Genomic DNA, 25,672 nt, shown 5'->3' with positions numbered 1-25,672 from the left:
TTTTGCCATACAATCCGCCGTTTTCCCCTGTTTTCTTCCCGTCATGCACAAAGCCCAACGCCTCCTTGCCCTGATGGATCTGCTCCGCCGCCAACGCCGGCCTGCCAGCGCGGAAACGCTGGCCGGCTGCCTGAATGTCAGCCCGCGCACGGTGTACCGCGACATCGCCGATTTGTGCGCCCAGGGTGCGGACATACGCGGCGAAGCGGGATTGGGATTTGTGTTGAAACAAGATTTCGGCCTGCCGCCTTTGATGTTTGACGAAGCGGAAATCGAAGCGCTGGTATTCGGCATGCGCTGGGCGGTGGCGCACACCGACGGCGAAACCGCGCAAAACGCCCGTTCCGTGCTGGCGAAAATCCGGGCGGTGCTGCCTGAAAAACTGCGCGAAAGCGTCGATACCCAATCGTTCTACCCGCTCCCGTCGTGCGCCTGCCCCGCCGCCGAACACGACGCGCTCGGCCTGATCCGCACCGCCATGCGCGGCAGCCGCATGCTCTCCTTCGACTACACCGACCTGCAAAACCGCCGCAGCCGCCGCACGGTCGTTCCGCTGGCGGTGGGCTGGTTTGACGATTCCCGCGTGCTGGCCGCATGGTGCCTGCTGCGCGGGGACTTCCGCCATTTCCGTGCCGACCGTATGGAAAACGCCGCGCTGGACGCGCCTTCCGCCATGCCGCGCACGCTGCTGCTGCGCCAATGGCAGCAGCGGGAAAAAATCGACCTGTCGGCGTTTGAAATCTGATTCAGGCAGCCTGCGCGGCGGCCGAACGCTGCTGACAAAATCTGACAAACCATGCGCGTATAATCAGGCTTTTCCAACCGCACAAAGGATTCAGCCATGACCCAGCTCACTTTCTACACCTACCCCAAATCACGCGGCATCAGCGTTTTGTGGATGCTCAAAGAATGCGGCGCAAAATTTGACACCGTGCTGCTTTCCTACGGCGACGCGGCGACCCCGGCCGACTACCTCACCCTGCAATCCGCCGACTACCTCGCCGTGAACCCGATGGGCAAAGTGCCCGCGCTCAAAGCGGACAATACCGTCATCACCGAAACCGCCGCCATCGTTACCTTTCTGGCCGAACAGTTTCCCGATAAAAACCTGATTCCCGCCGCCGACAGCTTGGCACGCGGCGAATACTACCGCTGGCTCTGTTTTGCGATTCACTTGGAATACGCAGCATTTGACCGTCTCCACCAAGTCCCCACCGATGGCGACCGCCGCAAAGGCATAGGCTACGGCGACTTCGACACCGCTTTCGGCGTGTTGCGCGACCATCTGGCGCGGCACGATTTTATAGTAGGCAACCAATTCTCCGCGCTGGACATCTACTACACCATGCTGCTCACGCAGTTTATGCGCGTGATGCCCGTGGAAGGCATCGCCTGCGACGTGCTGGATGCCTACATCAACCGCCACACCGCCCGCCCCGCATTCGGCGAAACCATGGCTTGGGTGGGCGCGGAAATGGCGAAAATGACAGGCAAGTAATCATTTGCCGACAAGAGAGGCCGTCTGAAAACCACGTTCAGACGGCCTCTTGCTTAGTTTCACGCTGACGGCCTGTGTAGGGTGTGTGGCACAGCCACGCACGCGGCTTTGGGGTTTCAGACGGCCTCTCTTGCTATTGAATCATCCGCACCGCCTAAGCGGCGCACGCGTTCCCTGCCTGCAACGGATTTCCGCGCCACCCGAAAACTTCAAAACCGCGTGCGTCGCCTTTGGGCGACACACCCTGCCTTACCCTGCAAAACCGCCGCCGCACGCTCGTTCCGCTGTTACGCCAATGACGGCAGCGGGAAAAACCAATCTGTCGGCGTTTGCAACCCGATTCAGGCAGCCTGCGTTTTCAGGTAGCCTGTGCGGCGGTAAAACACTGCTGACAAAACCTGACACACATTGCGCGTATAATCATGCTTTTCCAACCGCACACACAAAGGATACAGCCATGACACAGTTCACTTTCTACACCAGCCCCAGATCACGCGGCCTCTGCGTGGCGTGGATGCTCAGGGAATGCGGCGCGGCGTTTGACACCGTCGTCGTGCCGTTTGGCGAAGCGATGAAATCCGCCGACTACCTCGCCGTAAACCCGATGGGCAAAGTGCCCGCGCTCAAAGCAGGCAACACGGTGATTACCGAAGCCGCCGCCATCATCACTTTTCTGGCCGAGCAGTTTCCCGAACGCGGCCTGATTCCGCCCGCCGGTTCTTTGGCGCGGGGCGAATACTACCGCTGGCTCTGTTTTGCCATTCACTTGGAATACGCCGCTTCCGACCGCCGCAGGCACACGCCAAGCGATGCCGAACGGCGCAAAGCGATAGGCTACGGCGACCTTGACACCGCTTTCGGCGTGTTGCGCGACCATCTGGCGCGGCACGAATTTATCGTCGGCGGCCGATTCTCCGCGCTGGACACCTACTACACCATGCTGCTGGCGCAGTTCACGCGCTTTTTGCCGGTGGAAGGCTTGGCGTGCGACGTATTTGATGCCTACATCGATCGGCACTTTGTCCGCCCTGCATTCGGCGAAACCATGGTCTGGGAGGAAGCAGAGCTGGCGAAAATGGAAGGGAAATAACCGTTTGCCGGCAAGAGGCCGTCTGAAAACCCGTTTTAGGGATTCAGACGGCCTCTTGCCATTGAATAAACAGCCGTTTTTTTGTACAATCCCGCCATCTCAAACACCCCCGTCAGGCCGTCTGAAAGCGGCCTGATATTTTTGATTTTAAAGAACGCCATGTCCGAAATCCTCGACCAAGTGCGCCGCCGCCGCACCTTTGCCATCATCTCCCACCCCGACGCGGGCAAAACCACGCTCACCGAAAAGCTGCTGCTGTTTTCGGGCGCAATCCAAAGCGCGGGCACGGTCAAAGGCAAGAAAACCGGCAAATTCGCCACTTCGGACTGGATGGAAATCGAAAAGCAGCGCGGCATTTCGGTGGCCTCGTCCGTGATGCAGTTTGACTACAAAGACCACACCGTCAACCTGCTCGACACCCCCGGCCACCAAGACTTTTCCGAAGACACCTACCGCGTGCTCACCGCCGTGGACAGCGCACTGATGGTCATCGACGCCGCCAAAGGCGTGGAAGCGCAAACCATCAAGCTGTTGAACGTCTGCCGCCTGCGCGACACGCCCATCGTAACCTTTATGAACAAATACGACCGCGAAGTGCGCGATTCGCTCGAATTGCTGGACGAAGTGGAAAATATTTTGAAAATCCGCTGCGCGCCCGTAACCTGGCCGATCGGCATGGGCAAAAACTTCAAAGGCGTGTACCACATTCTCAACGACGAAGTGTATCTGTTTGAAGCGGGCGGCGAAAAACTGCCGCACGAGTTCGACATCATCAAAGGCATAGACAATCCCGAATTAAACCAACGCTTTCCGCTGGAAATCCAGCAGCTTCGCGACGAAATCGAACTGGTGCAGGCCGCGTCCAACGAATTTGATTTAGGCGAATTTCTGGCGGGCGAACTCACGCCCGTGTTCTTCGGCTCGGCGATTAACAATTTCGGCATTCAGGAAATCTTAAACTCGCTGATCGACTGGGCACCCGCGCCGCAATCCCGCGATGCCACCGTGCGGCAGGTTGCGCCCGACGAAGAAAAATTTTCCGGTTTCGTGTTTAAAATCCAAGCCAATATGGACCCGAAACACCGCGACCGCATCGCCTTTTTGCGCGTCTGCTCGGGCAAATTCGAGCGCGGCATGAAAATCAAACACCTGCGCATCAACCGCGACATCGCCGCATCCAGCGTGGTAACGTTTATGTCGCACGACCGCGAGCTGGTGGAAGAAGCCTTTGCCGGAGACATCATCGGCATCCCCAACCACGGCAACATCCAAATCGGCGACAGCTTTTCCGAAGGCGAAGCGCTGGCCTTTACCGGCATTCCGTTTTTCGCGCCCGAGCTGTTCCGCAGCGTGCGCATCAAAAACCCGCTGAAAATCAAACAACTGCAAAAAGGCTTGCAGCAGCTTGGCGAAGAAGGCGCGGTGCAGGTGTTCAAGCCGCATTCGGGCGCAGATTTGATTTTGGGCGCGGTGGGCGTGTTGCAGTTTGAAGTGGTAACCGCGCGGCTGGCGGCGGAATACGGCGTGGAAGCCGTGTTTGACAACGCCTCGATTTGGTCGGCACGCTGGGTGTCGTGCGCCGACAGGAAAAAGCTCGCCGAATTTGAAAAAGCCAATGCCGCCAACCTCGCCACCGACGCAGGCGGCAACCTCGCCTACCTCGCCCCCAACCGCGTGAACCTGAACCTCACGCAGGAACGCTGGCCGGACATCGTGTTCCACGAAACGCGCGAACACGCGGTGAAGCTGAACGATTGAAGCGGGTTTTGCCGTTTGATGTAAAAGGCCGTCTGAAAACGAGCGAAACAGTTTTCAGACGGCCTCTTTAAGCATTTTCAACAAGAAGCCATGTTGCAAAAAGTGCTGAAAATCCGTCTACCAACAACCATAACCATTCATAAAAAGCAGCCTGAAAACGAGCGAAGTGAGTTTGCGCGAAGCGAAAACCGCCCAAAAAGCGAGTTTCTGCGGAGCTAAAACGAGCGAAGCGAAAACCGCATCCAACCCGTTTTCAGGCTGCTTTTTTCATTCTAAACTGCCGCATTCCGAACCCCATCACAAGGAGCCAGCCATGAAATCCGCTATCCAACGCCGCGCCGAGAACAACGCCAAGCTGCAAGCACGCGGCATCCATTGTTTCCCCGAGCTGCCTTATCTCAACGAACAAAACGAAGTCAAAATCCGCAGCGCGCGGGAAATCGCCACGCGGGCGGTGGCTTCGCTACTGACCACGGTGGCGGCCTTGGAGCAGGAACACGGCAATTACGCCAAGGAGCGAGAATTTATCCAAAACAAAATCAACGATTTCGGCGTTCAGGCTGCCTTAACGCCCGCCGAGCGCACGGTTATCGCAGGCGAAGCCGACGCGCAAGAGCGCATTAACGCGGTGTGGAAATACGAAGCCTATTGGACGCTGGTGTGGGCATTGGGCTTTGTGGATGAGTTGGATTTCCCCGACCATATTGTCGATGGGCCTACGGCAATCGGCATCATGGCGCAATTTGCCGATTTGGATGAAATGGTGGCGGCGGCAAAATTGCGTGATGTGGGCGAGATTTTGGACGAGGCGGATTTGATTTACCGCTATCACTGGGCGTGCGTGGATGCGCGGGTAAACGGCAGCGGGCCGTTGCAGGGGCTGGAAAGCAGCGTGGTGGTGGAACGGCGCGTGGGACTGTGGTGGATGCTGGACATAGACGGGCAGGACGATTGGGACGATGTGGCGATGGATACCTGAATCACGCAAAAAGCAGCCTGAAAACGAGCGAAGCGAGTTTGCGCGAGCGAAAACTGCCAAAAAAGCGAGTTTGCGCGAAGCGAAAACCGCCCCAAAAGCGAGTTTCTGCGGAGCGAAAACCGCCCCAAAAGCGAGTTTGCGCGAAGCGAAAACCGCCCCAAAAGCGAGTTTGCGCGAAGCGAAACCACCCCAAAAGCGAGTTTCTGCGGAGCGAAAACGAGCGAAGCGAAAACCGTATCTAGCCAACTTTCAGGCTGCTTTTGCTATGCTTACAGCAGCGGCGCAGCTTGGGTTGTCAGCTCCGATAAATCGAGTTATTTAACAATCTATTAAGTTTGACAATTCAAGCTACGCTTGCTGTCTGCACGAAAACAGGCTACCTGAAAGCGCGTCATCCTGTTTTCAGACGGCCTTTTCAGCATTTTCAACAAGAAGCAGTCATGTTGCAAAAAACGCCGAAAATCCGTCTACCAACAACCATAACCATCCATAAAAAAGCAGCCTGAAACCCATGCCAACGGTTTTCAGGCTGCTTTTCCAATAATACACATTACGCCGGCAAACGCCCCACCATCTGCGCCACCGCCGCCAATACGGGTGGAAACTCGGTAAAACCGTCCCTGTCCAGAAAATGCCCGCCTTTGGCGAGAATATGCAGATGTCCGTGCAGTTGGTCTGCCACGTAGCGCGTATTGTCGGCAGGCACGATGCTGTCGTTATCGGCGGCAAACAGCTCAATCTGCCGCGTCATACGGGCAACGGCGGCAAAATCAATGCGGCAGCGGTCAATATAGGCATCAACATTAAAGCCGCCGATGGCAGGCAGCGCGGGAATACGTTTGCCGAAAGCGGACACCAGCACCAGCCCGCCGATGTGTCGGGGCTGGGTTGCGGTTAAATAATGCAGCAGCGAAACCGTGCCCAAGCTGTGCGCCACAAACACATCGTTGGCAGACGGCTTGCCGATATACTGCGCCAGCGTTTGCTGCCAGCGGTCAAAATCAGGCTGTCCGCTATCGGGCAGCGGCACGCGCACCGTGCGAATGCCCTGCTGCGCCAACTGCGTGTGCAGCCACGGAAACCAATGGTCGTCCGCCGTTGCGCCGTAGCCGTGGATAATGAACACGGTGGCGCGGTTTTTCTGCGTGCGGGGCGGTTTGGCGCAAGCGGCAAGCGCGGCGGCGGCTGCGGCGGTGCAAAATTGTCTGCGGTTCACGGGGTATCCTTTCAGAATGAAAAACAGTAGCATACACCCTGACACGATGTGAGAAACAAGAAGGAATACTCAGATGAAAATCGGCGAATTTTCGCGGCAAAGCGGCATCAGCGTGCGGATGCTGCGTTTTTACGAAACGGCAGGTTTGCTCACGCCACGGCGCACCGCGCAAGGCTGGCGCGAATACGATGCGGCAGACGTGGCTTTTGTCCGCAAAGCCGCTTTGCTGAACCGCGCAGGCGTGCCGTTGAAAGATTTGGCGTTGATGCGCGATTGTTTGCGTGATGAACCGCAGGATTTCTGCACCGATTTGCGTGCGCGTCTTGCTGCCACGCGCGAGCAGTTGGCAGAGGACATTGCGCGCTTGCAGCAATCGGAACGGCTGTTGGCGGATTTGTTGGTGGCGGGCTAGCTGGCTGTCCGTAACAAAAAAGGCTGCCTGAAAGCGTGTCATCCCGTTTTTCAGGTAGCCTTTTTATTTATGTGTCGGCTGATTAAAATCACAGCAATAGGGCGCATGCCAATCTATGCTGTCTCGGTAACGCAAAAAGCAGCCTGAAAACGGGCAAAGCAAGTTTCAGACGGCCTCAACACTAGAAATAGGAGCGAACCATGTTCAAAAAATTTCTGGGCAAACTGGGCTTAAGCAAGCCGCCCGTTTTCCCGATAAACCACCCCGCTCTGCCCGACAACCCTGCCGACCCATACAGCGCAGAAGGCTACACGCTGATGACGCGCAAACCAGACGGCACGCGCGAAGAAGAACAGCTCAATTTCGCCGCCCTGCTCGGCGATGCACTCTCCGCACAAGGTGTGGCAACGCAAACAGACGGCAACGGCTGGCTATACCAGCCCGACACGGGCTACCGCCTGCTGCCCTTGTTTATTGAGCCGTGGCTGGACGATGACGGCAAGCTGCACAGCGCCACCACCATTCAAATCCACCACCCCGATTTATTCCCGCAAGGCGTATTTGAATTTCAATACAGCTTCGGCGGTTTTGACACGCTGACCGCAGCGGTGGCCAGCGGTTTTGAACAATGGGTGATGCAGGATTGGCGTGCGCTGGCCGAAGCCTTGCAGCCCGAAGCAGGCGAGTTGTCTCGCCTGACGCTGGAATCGGACGAATTTGCCGTGCCGCGCGTGGCGATATTCGGCAATCTGACGGGCATGGGTGAAATCACCGAAGCAGGCGGCGAACACGGCGGCTGTTGTCCTTGCTGCCTGCTGACACAGAGTTTGGCAGGCTTGATACCGCTGCTGGAAACCTCGCACGAAAACCTTGCCATTCGGCTGTTTGCCTCGCGCGATACGGCAACGGGCGAATGCACGGCAGACTGCCGCATAAACGGTGTCCGTTTTGAAGCCGCCGAGCCGCTGCTGAAAGCATTTGCGGCAACATGGCGCAGCGATGAATTTGTGTTCCGCAAGCAGTATGTAATTGTGCGGCGTAGTTTTCAGGTAGCCTGAAATGAAAAAGCAGCCTGAAAACCGCTGGCTGCAATGGGATGGATGCACAAAGCGTCCGATCACAACACTATCTGTCTTCTTATCCTTTCAGCTATAACCGGTTTCCCCAAAACCAACCAAACCAAAACAGGAGAACAAAATGCCAAAACACATCTACTTCCTCTTCTTCCCCGGTTACCAGACGCTAGACATCATGGGGCCGATAGAAATCATGTCCCACCTGCCGCAGACCAGCCTGCACTACGTCTCGCGAGAAGGCGGACCCATCACCAGCGCCCAAGGCTTCAGCATCAACACCGAAGTACTCGACGCACTGCCGCCGCAAAGCGTACTGCTCGTACCGGGCGGCATGGCCACCCGCCAACTGGTACACGACCAAGCCTACCTGCAAGACCTCGCCATTTGGGCAGAACAAAGCAGCTACTGCCTCACAGTCTGCACCGGCGCGGCACTTATCGCCGCGACAGGCGCGCTCGACGGCAAAGCCGCCACCGGCAACAAAAACGCCTTTGCCTGGCACAAAAGCGTACGCCCGCAAGTCGAATGGCAAAGCCGCGCCCGCTGGGTAAAAAGCGGCAAATACTACACCGCCTCCGGCGTCTCGGCGGGGATGGACATGGCGCTCGGCTTCATCGCAGAGCACTACGGCCAAACCACCGCAGAAGACATCGCCAACAAATGCGAATACTGCTGGCAAACAGACCCCACAGACGACCCTTTCGCCGTATCCTAAACCCATGACAGCAGTCCAACGACACGCTACCAGGAGTACGCATGAAATCGCTAAACGAACTCATCAATCTGCAAGAACCGGCTTGGGAGATGATTCAGACATGGCTGGCGGAAGCCAAAAACGCCGTGGAAATCTTGCCGCGCCGTCTGCCCGATGCCGAAAGCGAGCTGGTCAAAACCCAAGTGTCCACACGCTCGCCGATGGGCGCGGTGGTGTATGAAAGCGGCGGCATTCTGATAGACGGCGGCTGGCTGCGTATTCTCGGCAGCGGCAGCGACAAACTGCCGCGCGGCTTGGGCTCGTGGAATTTGGGACGCACCCAGCCCGAACCCGCCGCGCCTGCGCCCTATTATTTAATCGCCGATGATGCCGCAGGCGGCTATTTCGCGCTCAACGGCGGCGGTTTGACAGGCGGCATGGGCAAAGTGTGCTATCTGCCGCCCGATACCCTGCGTTGGGAAAACTGTGATTTGGGCTACACCGATTTTCTCAACTGGACGTTCAACGGCGATTTACAACTGTTTTACCAAAACCTGCGCTGGCAGGGCTGGCAAGACGAAGTGGCCATGCTCAACGGCGACAGCGTGTACAGCTTTATGCCTTTTTTGTGGAGCAAAGAAGGCAGCGACATCAACCAAACCAGCCGCCGCGCAATACCGATTACCGAACATTATGCGGCAACGCTGGGCTGGCAGCGGCAGTTGGCGGAATAAAATAAGACAACCTGAAAACCGCGCCATCATTGGCGTTTTTGTTGGAATCTTGATCTTTGGAGAGAAAAAACATGGCAGGTAAAAGAAAAACCCTTCCGGAAAATATTTATGAAATCATTGAAAATAAAGATTTTGATATATTCAAAAAGACATTTGAAAAATGCGACATCAACGCTTATGAGCGAGATTTTATTAAAAAACCCGTGATTTGTTTTTATAGCATTCCCGCAGAGTGGATACGCTGGCTGATAGAAAATGGTGCAAATATTGAAGCCCAAGATTATTACGGCAGAACGGCTTTGTGGTATCACGCTTCTGTCAATAATGTGGAGAAGGTGCGTGTTTTGTTGGAGTTGGGCGCTGATATTCACGCGGCCGACCAATATCAAGACACAGCTTTGCACGCTGCCAATGGCAAATATGAAGTTACGGCATTCTTGATAGAAAAGGGTGCGGATATTTTTGCCAAAAACGGCAGAAATCAAACGCCATTACTGTATATGCTTGAACGCTGTCAAAGTATTGATATTGCCAATGTGGCAAAAAGTGCGGAATTATTGCTGAAATCAGGGGCAAAAATCAGCAAATCCGCCAAAGAACAAGTTGTCCGCATCGGTGAAAATTTTGAATTTCACCGCCAGAACTTCAACCCTGAGTTTTTCCCTGAAACCGAAAGCGGACTGCAGCAGCTTTATAGTTTGTTTAAAGTTGAACCTGTGGCAAAACGCAATATGCACGATGGCATTTCACCGATTACAGTTCCTGATGGAGACTTTGACCAGCAATTTGCTTATCTTTGGGATTTTTTAGTGCCAAGTGTAGGACACGCCAAAAGCATTCAAGGCGAAGTTATCCGCATTACTGGCAAAATTCGTGATGAGATACTGAGAAATGGCGGCGGCAATTGGGATAAAGATTTCAAAAAAATGCTGTCAGCAATACTGGATTATTTCACGCAAGGAAATTCTTTATCCAATACCGAAATCAACAAAGCTCAAGAACTAAAAACACTACTTTATGAAGGCGATGATGACGGACAAGATTCATTGGAATTGGCAAAATTAGCCATTCTTTGGGTAACACAAAATCCCGATGTTATCCCTTTGGAAAAAGTGAATTATAAAAGATAAAAATTTTACAGAAGAATTTCTAATTCGTAAGCGGCACACGGCAGACAGGACTGAAACCCCATAACACGATAAAACCTGCTATCTTCGTGCCAACCATAGCGATTTTTTCTCATAGGTTTGCACTTAATATAGTGATTTTTTACCATCGATCTTTTGCCGTTAAACAAGGAAAACCACCACACCGACCAATGGGGGCGGCAGCCGAGAAGATCGCATGAAATTCCCGTGCCGTCCGTGGCATACAGCATGTTACATGAAGAATGGGTGCGGTCAGCATTGGCGGGGAATTGGGGATTGCGGCTGTCTGAAAACCTAAGCCTACGCCAAGCGATTGCACGCCTTGCTTAATGAATTGATCCAAACTACTATGCTCAAAAGTCATTATAAATCAATATGATATATTTTACCCTTATGATTTCATCGCAAGGCAGCTTCATCAAACATACTAAATAGGAGAATACCATGTTCACATCAGGTTACTACATTACCGCCGAACTGTGGATCAAAGACCCGATCAGACTGGCAGAAGCCGAGCAGGCATTGGCACAGCTTGCCGAAAAAACGCTCACCGAAACAGTCTGTTCCATCTTTACCGTCCATCACGACACCATCGAATCCAGCCGCTTTTTGCTGTGGGAGTGATTTGATGACGAAGTCGCCTTTAAGCAGCATTTTGACGAAATTCACACCAAAGACTATATGGCGTTGAATTTGACCTAAATGATGCAATATTTCGTCAACGATGTTTTTCCTCTATCAAAGAGAGGTAAAAGGACAACAAAATAATAGTATGTGTGTGCAAATACCGCTCTTTCATTTATCAAACAATAGGAAATTCTATATTCAAAATAATTATGCTGGTAAAAAAGAAAGCCAACTATCCGATGAAGCATTCGTTGCCCGCTGGTAACAACATTCAGAAAAAGTGCTGGGCTTATTAAAGATTCACTGCATATTCGCCATTACGCGAAAACTTTGCCTGCTTGATACAAATTCAATTTCTATGTTAAATTTGTGGTGTATATATGACAAGCACACAAATCCCGCCCACGCCGACCGTACCTTCGACCTACTCGGTGCACACGGTGTGATTTCCGTCACCGAATGCACCACTCACACCTATTGTATCCGAGTCCTTAGTCGTGCCGCCGCCTACAAATTTGTCGAAAGCTGCAAAAAACTGGGTTTTCCTCTGCTGAAAGAAAAAGCTGCCTGAAATGATGATATTTGATTTAGGGGCTGTACTAGATAAGCAGTCATGATAGACTGCAAAAATGAAGATAACCCATTGTAAACTAAAAAAGAGTATCCAAAAAAAACTCCTTCAATTTTTTGTACTCGAAGTTACCGCCCGTTCTGCTGCCGATTTATTGGGCATCCACCCCAATTCAGCAGCACTGTTTTACCGCAAAATTCGTGAAGTCATCAGCTACTATCTTTCATTGGAAGCTGACGCTGTTTTTGATGGCGCTGTCGAATTAGATGAAAGCTATTTCGGTGGGCATCGTAAAGGCAAACGGGGGCGCGGAGCAGCGGGAAAAGTGGCGGTATTTGGTATTCTTAAACGGGGTGGGAAGGTTTATACCGTGGTTGTTAAGAATGCCAAAATAGAAACCTTACTTCCTGTTATCACAAGAAAAATCATGCCTGACAGCATTGTTTATACCGATTGTTTAAGCAGCTATGACGTGTTGGATGTAAGTGGTTTTACCCACCACCGCATCAACCACAGCAAGCTGTTTGCCGACAGACAAAACCATATCAACGGCATTGAGAATTTTTGGAATCAGGCAAAACGGGTTCTGCGAAAATATAACGGAATTGACCGTAAATCTTTCCCTCTTTTCTTGAAAGAATGTGAGTTTCGTTTTAACTTTGGTACACCGTCCGAGCAGCTTAAAGTGCTGCGTCGGTGGTGTGAAATTTAGGGCTTATCTAGTACAGCCCCTTGATTTATCGCCAGGAGCCGTAATTAAACGCTCTGAATTACACGAACGTTTTGGAGGTAGCCGCCAAAACGGCATTTCGCCTTCTTTAAAATCGAGTAATGTTTTTATTTTCACTCATCCTGAACAAGGCGAAATACATGGCTATTACGATAAATGGGCTGATGATAGGCAAACATTATTTTATTCCGGCGAGGGCCAAAGCGGTGATCAGACTATGACACGTGGTAACAAAGCCATTTTGAATCACAAAAATGACGGTCGTGCATTACGGGTGTTTGAACAGACAGATCGCCCAGGCTATGTTCGTTATAAAGGTGAATTTCAAATTAATGAAAACCAACCTTTTGAAACCACAACAGAACACTCAACCAACCATGGCATACAGAGACAAGTTTTTATTTTTCAATTAAATAAAATCTAATTTTCAGGCAGTTTCACCTAATAACACTGCTCCTGCTCAACACTTTTTCTTAACTGCGAAAGCTGGACTACCAACTTGAAATCATCGAACGCGATATTGCCACCATGCTTGTGCCAATCGTTTTTAATCCACAATTGAAATCACACCTGCGCCACATCGAATAGGCTTTAGACGGCAAAATTTGGCGGGTGGATACCGTCAGCGGCTCAGACGCGATGATATGCTTGCAATTATCAGATCGTCTGAAAAAACAAGGTATTAAAAAATCAGTGACTGTCCTAGATAACTCAGGAAATTCCGCTTAGGTTAGAATTTCCCCATGAGAAAAAGTCGCCTAAGCCAGTACAAGCAAAACAAACTGATCGAACTTTTCGTTATAGGCGTAATCGCCCTCACCGCTGCCCAATTAGCGAACGCAACAAAAGCACAGCAGACTATTACTTCTACCGTCTACGTCTGCTTAATTTACCAAAACAGCCGCCACTGAAAGTTGGATTTCGGGCGGTTTTTTGTTTGGATGGACGATGGTTTCGGCTGATTTTTTTGTAAAAAAACCGACCACCATGATATTTGTACCGCTGCTTGCCGTTTTGTCTGCCTCCTTTTTTCTATATGATATGCTAAAAATTCCTATAAATTTAACCTATTTTTTCCTAAAACTGGCTGAAATATACAACATATCAAATAGATAAGGCATGAGCGACTGGTAAATTTTAGAGCAAACCATATCGCTGACGATCGACATTTTTTATAATGGGACAAAACAAAAAAGCACAAGGCCGCAAGCTGCAGGTAATACGGCAAGACACAGTAATACCGTAGATTTTTTATTTTGTTTCACTAAATCAGCAATCCATAAATAAAATAATCCGGTAGCAGGCTATCTATAAAACTGCCAATTTTTTCAGACGGCCTCAACCCGCCGCTTGCTATAATTCTCCCGTTTCCCCCGCATATCTTTCAGCCGAACGCACTATGTCCGACGAATTTGCTAATGCCGCTGCCGAAGCCGCGCTCGAACTCTGCCAACGCCTCCATCTCCAAGCCGCAGAAATCTGCGCCCCGTTCCTGCCGCGCCTTTTTGCCGCGCTTGCCGACGGCCACAGCTTTATCTGGCTTTCCCGCGACGAGGCTGCTGCTTTGTCTCAAGCCGCTCCGCTGGTCGAAAGCAGCGGCCATGCGCCGCTGATGCTTGCCGGACGGCGGCTTTTTCTCGGCAGGATGTGGCAGCTCGAACGCGATTTGGCGCACGAGATCCGCCGCCTCGCCGCCGTACCCGCCCTTATCGCCGATCCCGCCGCAGCGGCGCAAAACCTGCAAAACTGGTTTGCCGAACCCGGCAGCGAAGGCCAGCAGGCCGCCACCGCCTTAGCCCTGCTGCAAAACTTCATCCTGATTTCCGGCGGGCCGGGTACCGGCAAAACCACTACCGTGGCCAAACTCCTTGCCTTGCTGTGTACCGGCGCAGATCCCGTGCCGCGCACCGCGCTGGCCGCGCCCACGGGTAAAGCCGCCGCCCATATGGGACGCGCCCTTATCGCTGCTTTGCAGCGTTTCCCGCTTTCAGACGGCCTCAAAGCCAGTCTGTCCGCCCTTGAAGGCCAAACCGTGCACCGTCTGCTCAAGCTGCGTCCGCCGCAGATGCGCCCTCAGTTTGACGCACGCCATCCGCTGCCGCTGGACATCCTTGTCATCGACGAAGCCTCCATGATCGACCTGTCCCTGATGCTCGACCTGATGCACGCCGTACCCGACGGCTGCCGCGTGATTCTTTTGGGCGACGAAAACCAGCTTCCCTCCGTTGGCGCGGGTGCGGTACTCTCAGCCCTCGCGCAGCCTGCCGTGCTTGCGCCCGAACTTGCAGGCCGTCTGAACAGCCTGTTGCCCGGTGCGGAGCAGCGTTTTCAGACGGCCGAAAATGCGCCGCCGCTGGCTGCCAATACCGCCCGCCTCACCGTCAGCCACCGTTTCGGCGAACATAGCGGCTTGGGCTGCCTTGCACGCGCCGTCTGTGCAGGCGATGCGGAAAACGCGGTGGCGCAGTTTGCCCGTTTTCCCGACGAACTTTCCTTTATTCCCGACGGCACCGCGCGGCTTGCAGAACGTTTCTGCCGTATGCAGGCCGCCTACTGGCAGGCGGCCGATGCGGGTGATGCCGCCGCCGCTTTTGCCGCACAAAGCCGGCTTGCCGTGCTGGCAGCCCGCCGCGAAGATGCCGAAAGTTTCAACGAAGCCTGCCGCCGCCTGCTCGCCGCACAGGGGCGCGTGCGCACGGACAGCCCCTGGTTCGCGGGGCAGAGCATCATGATTGAGCGCAACGATCACGCCCTCGGTCTCTACAACGGCGACATCGGCATCGTATTGCCCGACCCGCAGGGCGAAGCCGGTGCGCTTGCCGCCTGTTTCCCCGCTGCCGCAGGCTACCGCACCGTCCCGCTCAGCCGCCTGCCCGCCCATGTTTCCGCTTTCGCCATCACCGTCCACAAAAGCCAGGGTTCGGAATACGCCGAAGTCTGGCTGCTGCCCGGCACGGAAAGCGCAGATACGGAAAACACCGGCACGGAAACAGCGGAATCCGTTGGCGCGGCGGAACAAAGCGGCGGGCTGAACCGCGCCCTGCTGTATACCGCCGTTACCCGCGCCCGCCAGGGCTTCGCGTTTGCCGGGTCGGCCGAAACCCTCGCCGCCGCCTGCTGCCGCAACGAACCGCGCCGCAGCGCGTTGCGTGAAATGCTGGTGCAGGATGAGGCCGTCTGAAAACGGCAGGCTGCTTTTTTTGACTTTTTCAAACAGAATATGTCGCTGCAACTATTCGCAAGCGCGTGTACCGCTTAGGCGGCACACCCTGCCTTAGCAATAGAGGCCGTCTGAAAAATCGAAGTGTCGAATTTTCAGACGGCCTTTGTGTTTGGAGACAAATAAAAACATCCGCGCTGCTTCTGCATAATGTGTAGAAATTAATAACGTTGTTTACACTTTTTGAATTTTGGCTGCAGTCAAAAAACGACAGCGGGGCAGCCTGAAAAAGTATAAACAACGCGACGATTTCCTACACTAATCCGCCTCGTCTCGCAGCCTCCTGCCGGAAACATTTGCCTGATAAGCTGTATCGCATTCGGTTTGAACGTGCTGCAAGCCTGTTTTCAGACGGCCTATTTCATCATATTTTTGATGACTCCCATCACGCTGCGGGAAATGGCGTTGGTTACCTGTTTGTTGATTTTGTTGCCGATGCTGTCGGCCAGATCGTAGCCCAGTCCCTGATTGGCTTTTTTGCGGCTGCCGAACAGGCCGCCCAGAAAACCTTCAATCAGGCCGGGCTGTTTTTTTTCGGCGGCGGCAGGTGTGTCGGCCTGTGCTGTCGGATTGGCGGGCTGCGGGGCGGCAGCTTGTTCGGCGGCAAGCTGTTGCAGGGCTTCGTAGGCGGAGAAGTTGTCTACCGCGTCTTTATAGTGGCGGTAGAGGATGTCGTTTTGGAAACGGGCTGCACGTTCTTCGGCGGAAAGCGGGGCAAGCTGCGACTGCGGCGGCAGGACGAAGGCGCGTTCCACCGGTACGGGCATGCCTTTTTCGTCGAGGAAGGAAACGAGGGCTTCGCCTACGCCCAGCCCGGTAATGACTTCGGCAACTTTTACGCCGGGATTGCTGCGGAAGGTGTCGGCGGCGGCTTTCACGGCTTTCTGGTCGCGCGGGGTGAAGGCGCGCAGGGCGTGCTGGACGCGGTTGCCGAGCTGGCCGAGGATGGTGTCGGGCAGGTCAAGCGGATTTTGTGTAACGAAATACACGCCTACGCCTTTGGAACGGATCAGGCGGACGACCTGCTCCACTTGTTCCAGCAGCGCGGGGGCGGCGTTGTCGAACATCAGGTGGGCTTCGTCGAAAAACATGACGAATTTGGGCTGGGCGAGGTCGCCGACTTCGGGCAGGGTTTCAAACAGTTCGGCGAGAAACCACAGCAGGAACGCGCTGTACAGGCGGGGCGAGCGCATCAGTTTTTCGGCATTGAGGATGTTGATGACTCCGCGCGAGCCTTCGGTTTGCAGCCAGTCGTGCAGATTGAGGGCGGGTTCGCCGAAAAACGATTGTGCGCCTTCGTTTTCGAGGGTGAGAAGCTGCCGCTGGATTGCGCCGACGCTGGCGGCGGACACGTTGCCGTATTGCGTGCGGTATTCTTTGGCGTGCTCGGCAACGTATTGCAGCATTCCGCGCAGGTCTTTCAAGTCGATAAGATGCCAGCCCTGGTCGTCGGCGGCTTTGAATACGAGGTTGAGCAGGCCTTCCTGTGTGTCGTTGAGGTTCATCAGGCGGGAGAGCAGCATCGGCCCCATTTCGGACACGGTTACGCGCACGGGTATGCCGGTTTCGCCGTATACGTCCCAAAAGCGGGTGGGGAAGCCTTGCAGGTAGGAGGTTTTGTCCAAGCCGAATTCGGCCATGCGCTCGCCCACTTTGCCTGTGTCGCTGCCGGCGTTGCACAGGCCGGACAAATCGCCTTTCACGTCGGCCAGGAAAACGGGGATGCCGAGGCTGCTGAAACTTTCCGCCATTTTGCGCAGGGTAACGGTTTTGCCTGTGCCGGTTGCGCCGGCGATGAGGCCGTGGCGGTTGGCCATTTTTCCGATGATTTCGAGGGGGGTATGTTCCTGGCCGTGTACGGCGATGGTGAGCGGGTTCATATTTGCGGTCCTGTGTGTATATAGATGGCAACGGGCGCGATTGTATAGCGGAATAAATTAAAAAATCTACGGCTTTGCCGCGCTCTGCCGTATGCCCGTACTGTTTGCGGCCGGTATGGCATTTTGTACAAAGAGGCCGTCTGAAAGGTTTTCAGACGGCCTCTTACATACCGGAGGCTTATTTTTCGCGCCACATCAGATAGTCGCGCAAGGGCGGCACGGGCGGGTTGAGGCAGTGGGGACAGATGCCTGTTACATCTTCGTCGTCGTATTCTTCGATGTGCAGCGCATTGGGATCGAAACGCGCCTGCTGCATCACAGCTTGTGCCAAAGCCTGTGCCTGCACCACGTCGAAATCGAAGCGGACGAGGATTTCTTCGAGCAGGGCGGTTTCGGCCGCGCTAAACGACCGGCGGCTGCTGTTTATCATGCGGACGTAGTCGGGATTGCGGATTTTGCTTTGCAGCAGAGGCAGCATGGCGTGGGTTTCCTTTTCGGGCGGAGCGGTGTGTTCAGACGGCCTGTGGTGTCGGACGGGATGGTTCGGGTGGCGTGCTACGGCTTGGCGGCACACTTCTTATTTTATTTTTTACCGCCTGTAAAAATGCGGAAACTGGGCGGCGAGGCGGCGGCTGTTTTCTACCAAACCCCGGTCGATACCGTCGGAGGCGAGGGCGCAGTCGAGTACCAGCAGGCTGTCGCGGCGGGTTTTCGGCTCGGGGACGAATTTTGCGGGAACGAAGGGCAGGCGGTGTTCGGCGGCAAAGGCGGCGGCGCGGCGGTTGGCGGTTTCCAAGACGAAACGCAGGCCGATGCCGGCACGGACGGTGCGCACGCGCAGCAGCAGGATGCGGGCGGCGAGCCAGTCGGCCTCTTCGGCAAATACGGCAGGGCTGGCGGCGGTAAAGTCGTGGCGGGCGGCGGCAATCATCATGGCGGCGGTGCGGATTTGCGGCAGCATGGCTTCGGCGGCGGGCAGGCCGCATTCTTGCGGCAGGGTGTCGGGCAGCGGGGCGGGGCGGCAGCCGTTGCCGTCGGCGATCAGGCAGCAGCGGTGGAGGGTTTCCTGTGCGGCGGCGGGGCGGGTTTGGGCGGCGGTGGACATATTTCAGGCTCCTGAATAATGTTTTTGCTTTTCAGACGGCCTGTACGGATGGAAAACAAGAAAGCCGCCTGTTGGCTGTAAGGCGGCTTTTTTGCTGTTGTGTAAGGTTTACGCAGACGCAAAAAGATACCGCACGTTGGTGCGATACCAATAAAAGTAAGCGGCGGCGCGAATCTGCATGGCGTTTTCCGTAAGCGGAGGTAAATGAATGGGGCGGACTTTAAACCCGCCGTTATGCTTTGTCAAGCCGCAGGCTTCAAAACGCGCCGAAATAGCGGCAGATGTACGCGGCAAACAGCGCAAGCGGCAGAAAGAGCAGGGCGGTTTGGCGTTTCAGCCGCATCTCTCCACGCAGGTGGTGGCCGATGCAGGCAAACAGGATGTATTTGAATAAAAAAGTGCACAGGCAGGCCATGATGATGCCGTCGATAAGGAAGCCGGTGCGGTTGGCGGCGGGTCGGAAGTAAAACCACAACGCGCACAGCAGCGGCAGCAGGGTAACGGCGGCCAGCCGCAGCGGGATGGGGGAGGGGCGGGATGGGTTCGTCATTATTAAGACAGTTGCGGGTGCAAAACGGCGGATGTTAGCAGAAGGGCGGCCTGTTTTGCCATTTGCCGCAATACGGGCGGGCAACATTGGATATAATCCGCCGCACCGCACGCAATACGGAAAAACACACAAACCATGACCATGACTCCCACCGATCTCATCAACTATACCGGCACGGCCGCTTTTGCCTTTTCCGGCTATCTGGTCGGCTATGAAAAACGGCTCGACATGATGGGCGTGGCCATTGCCGCGCTGCTTACCGCCGTGGGTGGCGGCATGATGCGCGACGCGCTGGTCAGCCGCATCCCGCAGGTGTTCCAGCATACCGACGCGCTGGTGGTGGTGTTTGCCACGCTGGCCGTATCCTGGCTGCTGCATTTGGAAAGATACCGCAAAGCCGCGCTCACAACCGCTTTTATTACTGCCGATGCCGTCGGTTTGGCCGCGTTCAGCATCACGGGGGCGCAGGTCGGCCTGGCGATGGGGCTTAACCTGTTCGGCGTGGTGCTGCTGGCGTTTGTAACCGCCGTCGGCGGCGGCATGGCGCGGGACATACTCGTCAACAGGATGCCGATGATTTTGAAAACCGACCTTTACGGCACCGTCGCCATCGCCATTGCCGCGCTGCTTTATCTGTTTGACAGGCTGGGCTGGAACAACGCTTTCACCCTCAACCTGCTCTTTGCCGGCGGCTGCCTGCTGCGGCTGGCCGCCTACCATCTGCATTGGCAGCTTCCGGGTTTCCAAAAGAAATACTGATGCGGGCGCAATGCTTTCAGACGGCCTGCCTGATATGAAAAGGCCGTCTGAAAAGCGGAAAACAGTTAAAATGCGCCGCTTTGCCTCAGCCTGTTTTCAGACGGCCTGAACCAACCTGAACCGTATCCCCATTATCTCCATTCAGAAAGACCATCTATGACCTGGGAAACCGTAATCGGACTGGAAATCCACGTCCAGCTCAACACCAAATCCAAAATTTTCAGCGGCGCATCCACGGCGTTTGGCGCGGAGCCGAACGCCCACGCCAGCGTGGTGGAATGCGCGCTGCCCGGCGTGCTGCCGGTGATGAACCGCGAAGTGGTGGCCAAAGCCATTAAATTAGGCTTGGCATTGAACGCCAAAATCAACCGGAAAAACGTGTTCGACCGCAAAAACTATTTCTACCCCGACCTGCCGAAAGGCTATCAGATCAGCCAGTTGGAATTGCCGATTGTGGAACACGGCAAGCTGGAAATCGTGGTGGGCGATGAAGTGAAAACCATCAACGTAACCCGCGCCCACATGGAAGAAGACGCGGGCAAATCGGTGCACGAAGGCTTGAACGGCGCAACGGGCATCGATTTGAACCGTGCCGGCACACCGCTGCTGGAAGTGGTGTCCGAACCGGAATTGCGTTCCGCCGCCGAAGCGGTGGCCTATGCCAAAGCCCTGCACGGCTTGGTAACGTGGCTGGATATTTGCGACGGCAATATGGCCGAGGGTTCGTTCCGCATCGATGCCAACGTATCGGTGCGCCCCAAAGGCCAGGCCGAGTTCGGCACGCGCCGCGAAATCAAAAACCTAAATTCGTTCCGCTTTTTGGAGCAGGCGGTCAACTACGAAGTGGAAGCGCAAATCGAGATTTTGGAAGACGGCGGCCAAGTGCAGCAGGCCACCATGCTGTTCGACCCCGACAAAGGCGAAACCCGCGTGATGCGCCTGAAAGAAGACGCGCACGACTACCGCTATTTCCCCGACCCCGATTTGCTGCCCGTCATCATTTCAGACGGCCAGTTGCAGCAGGCACGCGACGAAATGCCCGAGCTGCCGTCTGAAATGGCGCAGCGTTTTGTGGCCGATTACGGTGTGAGCGAATACGATGCGCGGCTGCTGACCGCCGGCCGTTTTCAGGCAGCCTTCTTTGAAACCGCCGCCAAAACGAGCGGACAGGGCAAGCTTGCGGCCAACTGGGTGAACGGCGAATTGGCTGCCGCGCTCAACAAAGAAGGTTTGGAGCTGGCGCAAAGCCCGATAGACGCGGCACGTCTGGCCGCCCTGATCGGCAAAATCGCCGACGGCACGCTGAGCAGCAAACTGGCGAAAAAAGCCTTTGAAGCCATGTGGGCCGAACCCGAAGCCACGGTGGAGCAGATCATCGAAAAACACGGTTTGGTGCAGATTACCGACACGGGCGCGATTGAAGCGATGGTGGACGAAGTGCTGGCGGCCAACGCCAAAGCGGTGGAGCAGTTCAAAGCGGGCAACGAAAAAGCCCTCAATGCCATAGTCGGCCAGGTGATGAAAGCCAGCAAAGGCAAAGCCAACCCCGCTCAGGTGCAGGAGCTGGTGAAAGCCAAACTGGGCTGATGGTTTGGAGTCGGAAAGGCCGTCTGAAAACCTGTTTGTCTTTCAGACGGCCTTTCCCTTCGCCGGTGCGCTATGCGGCCATGCCCTGATAGCCCTGATAGCCGGCATACAGACCGAGTGCGAGCAGCATGGCGGCGACGGCGTGGTTGAAAATGCGCTGCGGCAGGCGGTGGCGGATGTGGTTGCCCACATACATAAAGCCCAGAGAAATCACAATCACCGCCGAAAGCAGCAGCCAGTCTTTCTGCCCGAAAGCGGCAATCACGGGAAACAGCATCACGATTTGGATGAGCTTGGTAATCAGGATGCTGATGTTGTTGGCCATCACCATTTCGGTTTTGTTGCGGTCGGTGCCCAAGAGGTAAATCATCAGAAAGGCAACGATGGCGTTGGTGGCACCGCCGACGATGCCGGCAAAAAAGCCGAAAACGGCCATGGTGATGTTGTCTTTTTTAAAGCGGATGCGGAAGCGGCTGTATTGGGTGAAAACGTAAAACAGCAGGGTAAGGCAGAGAAAGATTTTCAGGCCGGACTCGGGCAGGAACAGCAAAAGGCCGATACCGATCAGCCCGCCGACAAAGCTGCTGGCAAACAAGGGAAAAAAGGAACGGCCATACGTCAGAATATTGTGTTTGAACCCTTCGCCGGTGCGCAGCATCATAATATTGATGACCAGGCAGGGCAGCACCACCATCGCCACGGCGGTTTTGAGCGGATAAAAGCCGGCAATCACGGCGGTGCCGACGATGGGGTAGCCGAAGCCGGTGATGCCGTGCAAAAGTGCGCCGATGACAAAAAAGCAGACGATAATCCAGTCGTTCGCAGTCCAATCCATATTTTTTCCTTATGTGTATGCGGTGTGTCGGGGCGCGGCAGTATAGGGGCAAACGGCCGGCCGGCTTAGATTGTTTGCTTATATGTATAGCTTGGAAAACCGTATGACAAAAAACCTTGCATCCGCATTGCGGCCGCGCCCGCGTTTGGGAACGGTTTGCCGCCAGACCGCGCAAAGGCCGTCTGAAAACGGCTTGGGATTTTTCAGACGGCCTCTCTTGCTTTGCCGCTGCCTGCCCCGCGCCAATACGCAGAGGCCGTCTGAAAATACGGCCGTACAGAGGCCAATGTTCAGACGGCCCGCACGCCGTGTAACGCGCCGTTATGGCAACACAACGGCCTTGCGGCGGCAGGGCTGCGTTTTTTATGAAAGGTTTATCCGAAATGACGGAAATCTCGCTGGTGTTTATCAACTGGAATTCGGCGGACCTGCTGCTCCGTGCGGCGGCAACGCTGGACAAGCTGCATATGCCCTACCGCATTATCGTGGCCGACAACGGCTCCACCGACGACTCATGCGCACAAATACGGGCGCGGCTGCCCGAAGCCGAACTGGTGGAAATCGGCTACAACTCCGGCTTTGCCGCCGCCGCCAATGCCGGCTTGGCACGGGCAAAAACCCGCTACGCGCTGGTGCTGAACACCGACATCGAGTTCCAAAACGACGTAGCGGCCTTGCTGGCCGATGCGCTGCGGCAGTTTGATGCCGCGCTCGCCTGCCCCGAGCTGCGCCGCGAAGACGGCAGCCTGCAAGCCGCCGTCGTGCCCGAGCCGACGCTGCTTACCGAGCTGACCAACCGCAGCGTGGCACGGCGGCTCTTAGACTACAAAAAAGACGCGCCCTGTCTGGTAAACAGCATAGTCGGCCCCTGCATGGCCCTGGATTTGGACAAGCTGCGCGCATTGGGCTTGGGCGGAGACGGCAGCTTTTTCGACGAACGCTTTTTCTTCTTTTTTGAAGAAACCGATTTCTGCCGCCGCATCATCCGCGCAGGCGGACGCATTGCCTACCAGCCGCAGGCGCACCTTCTGCACCTGCAAGGCGAGAGCGCGAACAAACGGCCGGTGGCGGCACGGGTGCAGTTTCAGGATTCGCGCTACAAATATTTCGCCAAACACTACGGCGCGGCGGCGGTGGCCGTGCTGTATGCGGGCACGCTGCTGCGCACCACGGTAAACGCGCTCGCGCAAAGCCTGCTGTCGCTGCTGCCGCTGAAAAAACGGCGCAAATATGCCGACAAGGCTTATGTTTATCGGGCTTTGGTGCTGTGGCACCTGCTGCTGTGCCGCCCGAAATGGGGCTTCGACCACAGGGAGCGGGAAAACACGCTCTGACACGAACAGGCCGTCTGAAAACGCATCCGTTCCGCAGGGGCGCAGTTTGGACACCCAATCAAAAGCCCGACTGCTTTTGCCCCGACAGGCCGTCTGAAAAACAAAATCTGCTTTTCAGACGGCCTCTGTGTTTTGTAACGAAGCAAATAAAAACATCGTCGTTTGCATGATGGGCAGAATGTGCCGACTAAGCGACGCACACGCGTCCGATTTGCGCCGTAGGGTGTCTCGCCATAGCGACGCACGCGTTTGACTATTCGGGTACAGAGGCCGCCTGAAACCCCCAAAGCCGCGTGCGTGGCTGTGCCACACACCCTACACAGGCTGTTAGCAAACGCAGTTTTCGCCAAAATCCCGTTTTCAGACGGCCTGTTTGTCTGTTTTCATTTACGAAGGGGGAGACCGTCGGAACGGCGTACACCCGCGATTATCCGCCGTAGGGTGTGTCGCCATAGCGACGCACGCGTCTGACTATTCGTCTAGCACTTCGGGTATAGAGGCCGTCTGAAACCCCCAAAGCCGCGTGCGTGGCTGTGCCACAAGCCCTACACAGGCCGTCTGAAAACTCGGTTTTGCCGAAACCCGTTTTCAGACGGCCTGTTTGTTTCTGCCCGCCGCAGGGGAGGGGACGGCCGTCCAAGCGGCGTGCACACGCGATCTACAACCGTAGGGTGTGTCGCCTCGGCGACGCACGCGTTTGTCGTCCGCAATTGCCTGTTTGCCGATAAGGATGAGAAAGGCCGTCTGAAATCCGTAGTTTGCATTTTCAGACGGCCTGTTTGTATTTTGCAGAACGCGTGCGTGGCTGTGCCACACACCCTACACAGAACGTTAGCGCGAAACCAAGCAAGAGGCCGTCTGAAAATCCGTTTTCAGACGGCCTCTCTTTATCGGGCAGCTGGTCAAAACCGCCGTTTCAGCCCGCAGGCCTGGATGATGCTGGCGGCGAGTTCTTCGACGGATTTGTGGGTGGTGTTGGTGTGGGGAATGTCGAAGCGGCGGAACATGGCCTGCGCGTCGGCCACTTCCTGCTTGCAGGTGGCGAGGCTGGCATAGTTGGAATTGGGGCGGCGTTCTTCGCGGATGTCGGCCAGCCGCTCGGGCTGGATGGTGAGGCCGTAGATTTTGCTGCGGTAGGGCTTGACCATCGGCGGCAGGTCGGGCTTGTCCAAATCGTCGGGCGTGAGCGGGTAGTTGGCGGCGCGTATGCCGTATTGCAGGGCGAGATACAGGCAGGTGGGGGTTTTACCGCTGCGCGACACGCCCATCAGAATCACATCGGCATCGTTCAGGTTTTTGTCGCTTACGCCGTCGTCGTGGTTGAGGGTAAAGTTTACCGCGTCCATACGGGCTTCGTAGCGCGCGCTGTCGGCAATGCCGTGGGTGCGTCCGGCCTCATGGCGGGCTTTGGTGCCCAATTCGTTTTCGAGCACGCCGAGAAAGGCATCGAAAAAGCTCAGGTGCAGGCCGGGGCTGCTGCGGATGATGGCGCGGATTTCTTCGTTGATAATGCTGGAAAACACCAGCGGGCGCAGCTCGGTCTGCCGGGCGGAGGTTTCGATAATCTGCACCATTGCCCGGGCTTTTTCCGGCGTGTCCACAAAGGGATAGGTGGAACGCTTGAATTTGATGTCCTGAAACTGGTCGAGCAGGGCTTCGCCCATGCTTTCGGAGGTAATGCCGGTGCGGTCGGAAATGAAAAATGCGGCTCGGCGCGACATGATGCGGCTCGCTTTGCAAAGGGTTGTAAAAGGGTGGGGATGATAGCAAGAGGCCGTCTGAAATTGAAGTGCGCCGCAAAAACTACATTCGGCTACACGGCGGCGGGAAACGGCAGCAATACGGTTTGCACACCGTTATTTCGCGGAA

The 25,672-nt window shown here is 55.4% G+C and carries 26 protein-coding genes and 2 pseudogenes; 20 read left to right on the top strand and 8 right to left on the bottom strand.

Going from position 1 to position 25,672, the window contains the following annotated elements:
* Positions 1-43: 43 nt before the first annotated feature.
* From DYE40_RS01280 to DYE40_RS01260, 5 genes are all read left to right on the top strand, one after another.
* Positions 44-745 carry a helix-turn-helix transcriptional regulator gene (locus DYE40_RS01280; RefSeq protein WP_115307391.1) on the top strand — a complete coding sequence of 234 codons (702 nt, stop codon included), beginning with the start codon at positions 44-46 and terminating at the stop codon, positions 743-745.
* 96 nt (positions 746-841) lie between these two features.
* Positions 842-1,498, top strand: a complete 657-nt coding sequence (locus tag DYE40_RS01275) for a glutathione S-transferase family protein (protein WP_115307390.1) — start codon at positions 842-844, stop codon at positions 1,496-1,498.
* A 457-nt stretch (positions 1,499-1,955) separates the two neighbouring features.
* Complete coding sequence (locus DYE40_RS01270; RefSeq protein ID WP_115307389.1) at positions 1,956-2,588, top strand: glutathione S-transferase family protein; 633 nt, start codon at positions 1,956-1,958, stop codon at positions 2,586-2,588.
* A gap of 159 nt (positions 2,589-2,747) precedes the next feature.
* On the top strand, positions 2,748-4,346 hold the full coding sequence (locus DYE40_RS01265; protein WP_115308228.1) for a peptide chain release factor 3: 1,599 nt from the start codon (positions 2,748-2,750) through the stop codon (positions 4,344-4,346).
* A gap of 313 nt (positions 4,347-4,659) precedes the next feature.
* On the top strand, positions 4,660-5,325 hold the full coding sequence (locus DYE40_RS01260) for a DUF4272 domain-containing protein (protein ID WP_115307388.1): 666 nt from the start codon (positions 4,660-4,662) through the stop codon (positions 5,323-5,325).
* 550 nt (positions 5,326-5,875) lie between these two features.
* Here DYE40_RS01260 and DYE40_RS01255 read toward each other — a convergent pair.
* Positions 5,876-6,541: an RBBP9/YdeN family alpha/beta hydrolase gene (locus DYE40_RS01255; RefSeq protein ID WP_115308227.1), complete on the bottom strand. Its 666-nt coding sequence runs from the start codon at positions 6,539-6,541 to the stop codon at positions 5,876-5,878.
* Between the two features lie 73 nt (positions 6,542-6,614).
* Here DYE40_RS01255 and DYE40_RS01250 point away from each other — a divergent pair, with 73 nt between their 5' ends.
* From DYE40_RS01250 to recD, 11 genes and pseudogenes are all read left to right on the top strand, one after another.
* Complete coding sequence (locus DYE40_RS01250) at positions 6,615-6,953, top strand: MerR family DNA-binding transcriptional regulator (protein WP_115307387.1); 339 nt, start codon at positions 6,615-6,617, stop codon at positions 6,951-6,953.
* A gap of 200 nt (positions 6,954-7,153) precedes the next feature.
* A complete protein-coding gene (locus DYE40_RS01245; protein WP_115307386.1) occupies positions 7,154-8,011 on the top strand; it encodes a DUF6348 family protein in 858 nt (285 codons plus the stop codon).
* Between the two features lie 139 nt (positions 8,012-8,150).
* A complete protein-coding gene (locus tag DYE40_RS01240) occupies positions 8,151-8,744 on the top strand; it encodes a DJ-1/PfpI family protein (RefSeq protein ID WP_115307385.1) in 594 nt (197 codons plus the stop codon).
* A gap of 41 nt (positions 8,745-8,785) precedes the next feature.
* Complete coding sequence (locus DYE40_RS01235; protein WP_115307384.1) at positions 8,786-9,457, top strand: DUF2625 domain-containing protein; 672 nt, start codon at positions 8,786-8,788, stop codon at positions 9,455-9,457.
* Between the two features lie 71 nt (positions 9,458-9,528).
* Positions 9,529-10,587, top strand: a complete 1,059-nt coding sequence (locus DYE40_RS01230) for an ankyrin repeat domain-containing protein (RefSeq protein WP_115307383.1) — start codon at positions 9,529-9,531, stop codon at positions 10,585-10,587.
* Between the two features lie 462 nt (positions 10,588-11,049).
* The gene (locus DYE40_RS01225; protein WP_218564325.1) at positions 11,050-11,229 is read left to right on the top strand and encodes a hypothetical protein; all 180 of its coding nucleotides are present in this window, start codon (positions 11,050-11,052) and stop codon (positions 11,227-11,229) included.
* A 409-nt stretch (positions 11,230-11,638) separates the two neighbouring features.
* Positions 11,639-11,803, top strand: a pseudogene (locus DYE40_RS13250) (glycine--tRNA ligase subunit alpha); the annotation flags it as partial.
* A 58-nt stretch (positions 11,804-11,861) separates the two neighbouring features.
* Positions 11,862-12,515 carry an IS1595 family transposase gene (locus DYE40_RS01215; RefSeq protein ID WP_115307381.1) on the top strand — a complete coding sequence of 218 codons (654 nt, stop codon included), beginning with the start codon at positions 11,862-11,864 and terminating at the stop codon, positions 12,513-12,515.
* The gene (locus tag DYE40_RS01210; protein ID WP_115307380.1) at positions 12,505-12,957 is read left to right on the top strand and encodes an SRA domain-containing endonuclease; all 453 of its coding nucleotides are present in this window, start codon (positions 12,505-12,507) and stop codon (positions 12,955-12,957) included. The genes DYE40_RS01215 and DYE40_RS01210 overlap by 11 nt, the downstream gene beginning before the upstream one ends.
* A gap of 319 nt (positions 12,958-13,276) precedes the next feature.
* A pseudogene (locus tag DYE40_RS01205) lies at positions 13,277-13,449 on the top strand (IS1595 family transposase); the annotation flags it as partial.
* Positions 13,450-13,932: 483 nt separating this feature from the next.
* On the top strand, positions 13,933-15,714 hold the full coding sequence (gene recD / locus DYE40_RS01200) for an exodeoxyribonuclease V subunit alpha (RefSeq protein WP_115307379.1): 1,782 nt from the start codon (positions 13,933-13,935) through the stop codon (positions 15,712-15,714).
* A gap of 395 nt (positions 15,715-16,109) precedes the next feature.
* Here the strand turns inward: recD and DYE40_RS01195 are convergent, their stop codons facing one another.
* From DYE40_RS01195 to DYE40_RS01180, 4 genes are all read right to left on the bottom strand, one after another.
* On the bottom strand, positions 16,110-17,633 hold the full coding sequence (locus DYE40_RS01195; RefSeq protein ID WP_115307378.1) for a helicase HerA-like domain-containing protein: 1,524 nt from the start codon (positions 17,631-17,633) through the stop codon (positions 16,110-16,112).
* A gap of 178 nt (positions 17,634-17,811) precedes the next feature.
* The gene (locus DYE40_RS01190) at positions 17,812-18,111 is read right to left on the bottom strand and encodes a hypothetical protein (RefSeq protein WP_115307377.1); all 300 of its coding nucleotides are present in this window, start codon (positions 18,109-18,111) and stop codon (positions 17,812-17,814) included.
* 111 nt (positions 18,112-18,222) lie between these two features.
* Complete coding sequence (locus DYE40_RS01185; protein WP_115307376.1) at positions 18,223-18,738, bottom strand: hypothetical protein; 516 nt, start codon at positions 18,736-18,738, stop codon at positions 18,223-18,225.
* Between the two features lie 256 nt (positions 18,739-18,994).
* On the bottom strand, positions 18,995-19,288 hold the full coding sequence (locus DYE40_RS01180; RefSeq protein ID WP_115308226.1) for a hypothetical protein: 294 nt from the start codon (positions 19,286-19,288) through the stop codon (positions 18,995-18,997).
* 141 nt (positions 19,289-19,429) lie between these two features.
* Here DYE40_RS01180 and DYE40_RS01175 point away from each other — a divergent pair, with 141 nt between their 5' ends.
* The gene (locus DYE40_RS01175; protein ID WP_115307375.1) at positions 19,430-20,047 is read left to right on the top strand and encodes a trimeric intracellular cation channel family protein; all 618 of its coding nucleotides are present in this window, start codon (positions 19,430-19,432) and stop codon (positions 20,045-20,047) included.
* 156 nt (positions 20,048-20,203) lie between these two features.
* A complete protein-coding gene (gene gatB, locus DYE40_RS01170) occupies positions 20,204-21,634 on the top strand; it encodes an Asp-tRNA(Asn)/Glu-tRNA(Gln) amidotransferase subunit GatB (RefSeq protein WP_115307374.1) in 1,431 nt (476 codons plus the stop codon).
* 70 nt (positions 21,635-21,704) lie between these two features.
* On the opposite strand, the gene DYE40_RS01165 is transcribed toward gatB, so the two are convergent.
* Positions 21,705-22,469 carry a sulfite exporter TauE/SafE family protein gene (locus DYE40_RS01165; protein WP_115307373.1) on the bottom strand — a complete coding sequence of 255 codons (765 nt, stop codon included), beginning with the start codon at positions 22,467-22,469 and terminating at the stop codon, positions 21,705-21,707.
* Between the two features lie 116 nt (positions 22,470-22,585).
* On the opposite strand from DYE40_RS01165, the gene DYE40_RS12115 reads away from it, so the two are divergent.
* Both DYE40_RS12115 and DYE40_RS01160 read left to right on the top strand, forming a co-directional pair.
* Positions 22,586-22,783: a hypothetical protein gene (locus DYE40_RS12115; RefSeq protein ID WP_147286542.1), complete on the top strand. Its 198-nt coding sequence runs from the start codon at positions 22,586-22,588 to the stop codon at positions 22,781-22,783.
* A 51-nt stretch (positions 22,784-22,834) separates the two neighbouring features.
* Positions 22,835-23,803 carry a glycosyltransferase gene (locus tag DYE40_RS01160; RefSeq protein WP_172461181.1) on the top strand — a complete coding sequence of 323 codons (969 nt, stop codon included), beginning with the start codon at positions 22,835-22,837 and terminating at the stop codon, positions 23,801-23,803.
* A 427-nt stretch (positions 23,804-24,230) separates the two neighbouring features.
* On the opposite strand, the gene DYE40_RS12110 is transcribed toward DYE40_RS01160, so the two are convergent.
* Both DYE40_RS12110 and ppsR read right to left on the bottom strand, forming a co-directional pair.
* Entirely contained in the window at positions 24,231-24,443 is a 213-nt protein-coding gene (locus DYE40_RS12110; RefSeq protein WP_147286541.1) for a hypothetical protein, read from the bottom strand.
* A gap of 262 nt (positions 24,444-24,705) precedes the next feature.
* The gene (gene ppsR, locus DYE40_RS01155) at positions 24,706-25,524 is read right to left on the bottom strand and encodes a posphoenolpyruvate synthetase regulatory kinase/phosphorylase PpsR (protein WP_115307371.1); all 819 of its coding nucleotides are present in this window, start codon (positions 25,522-25,524) and stop codon (positions 24,706-24,708) included.
* Positions 25,525-25,672 lie beyond the last annotated feature (148 nt).

It is taken from the genome of Kingella potus, assembly GCF_900451175.1.
Classification (GTDB): Bacteria; Pseudomonadota; Gammaproteobacteria; order Burkholderiales; family Neisseriaceae; genus Neisseria; species Neisseria potus.
Note: the sequence above shows the minus strand (reverse complement) of the source record. Positions and strands in the feature narration are given on the sequence as shown.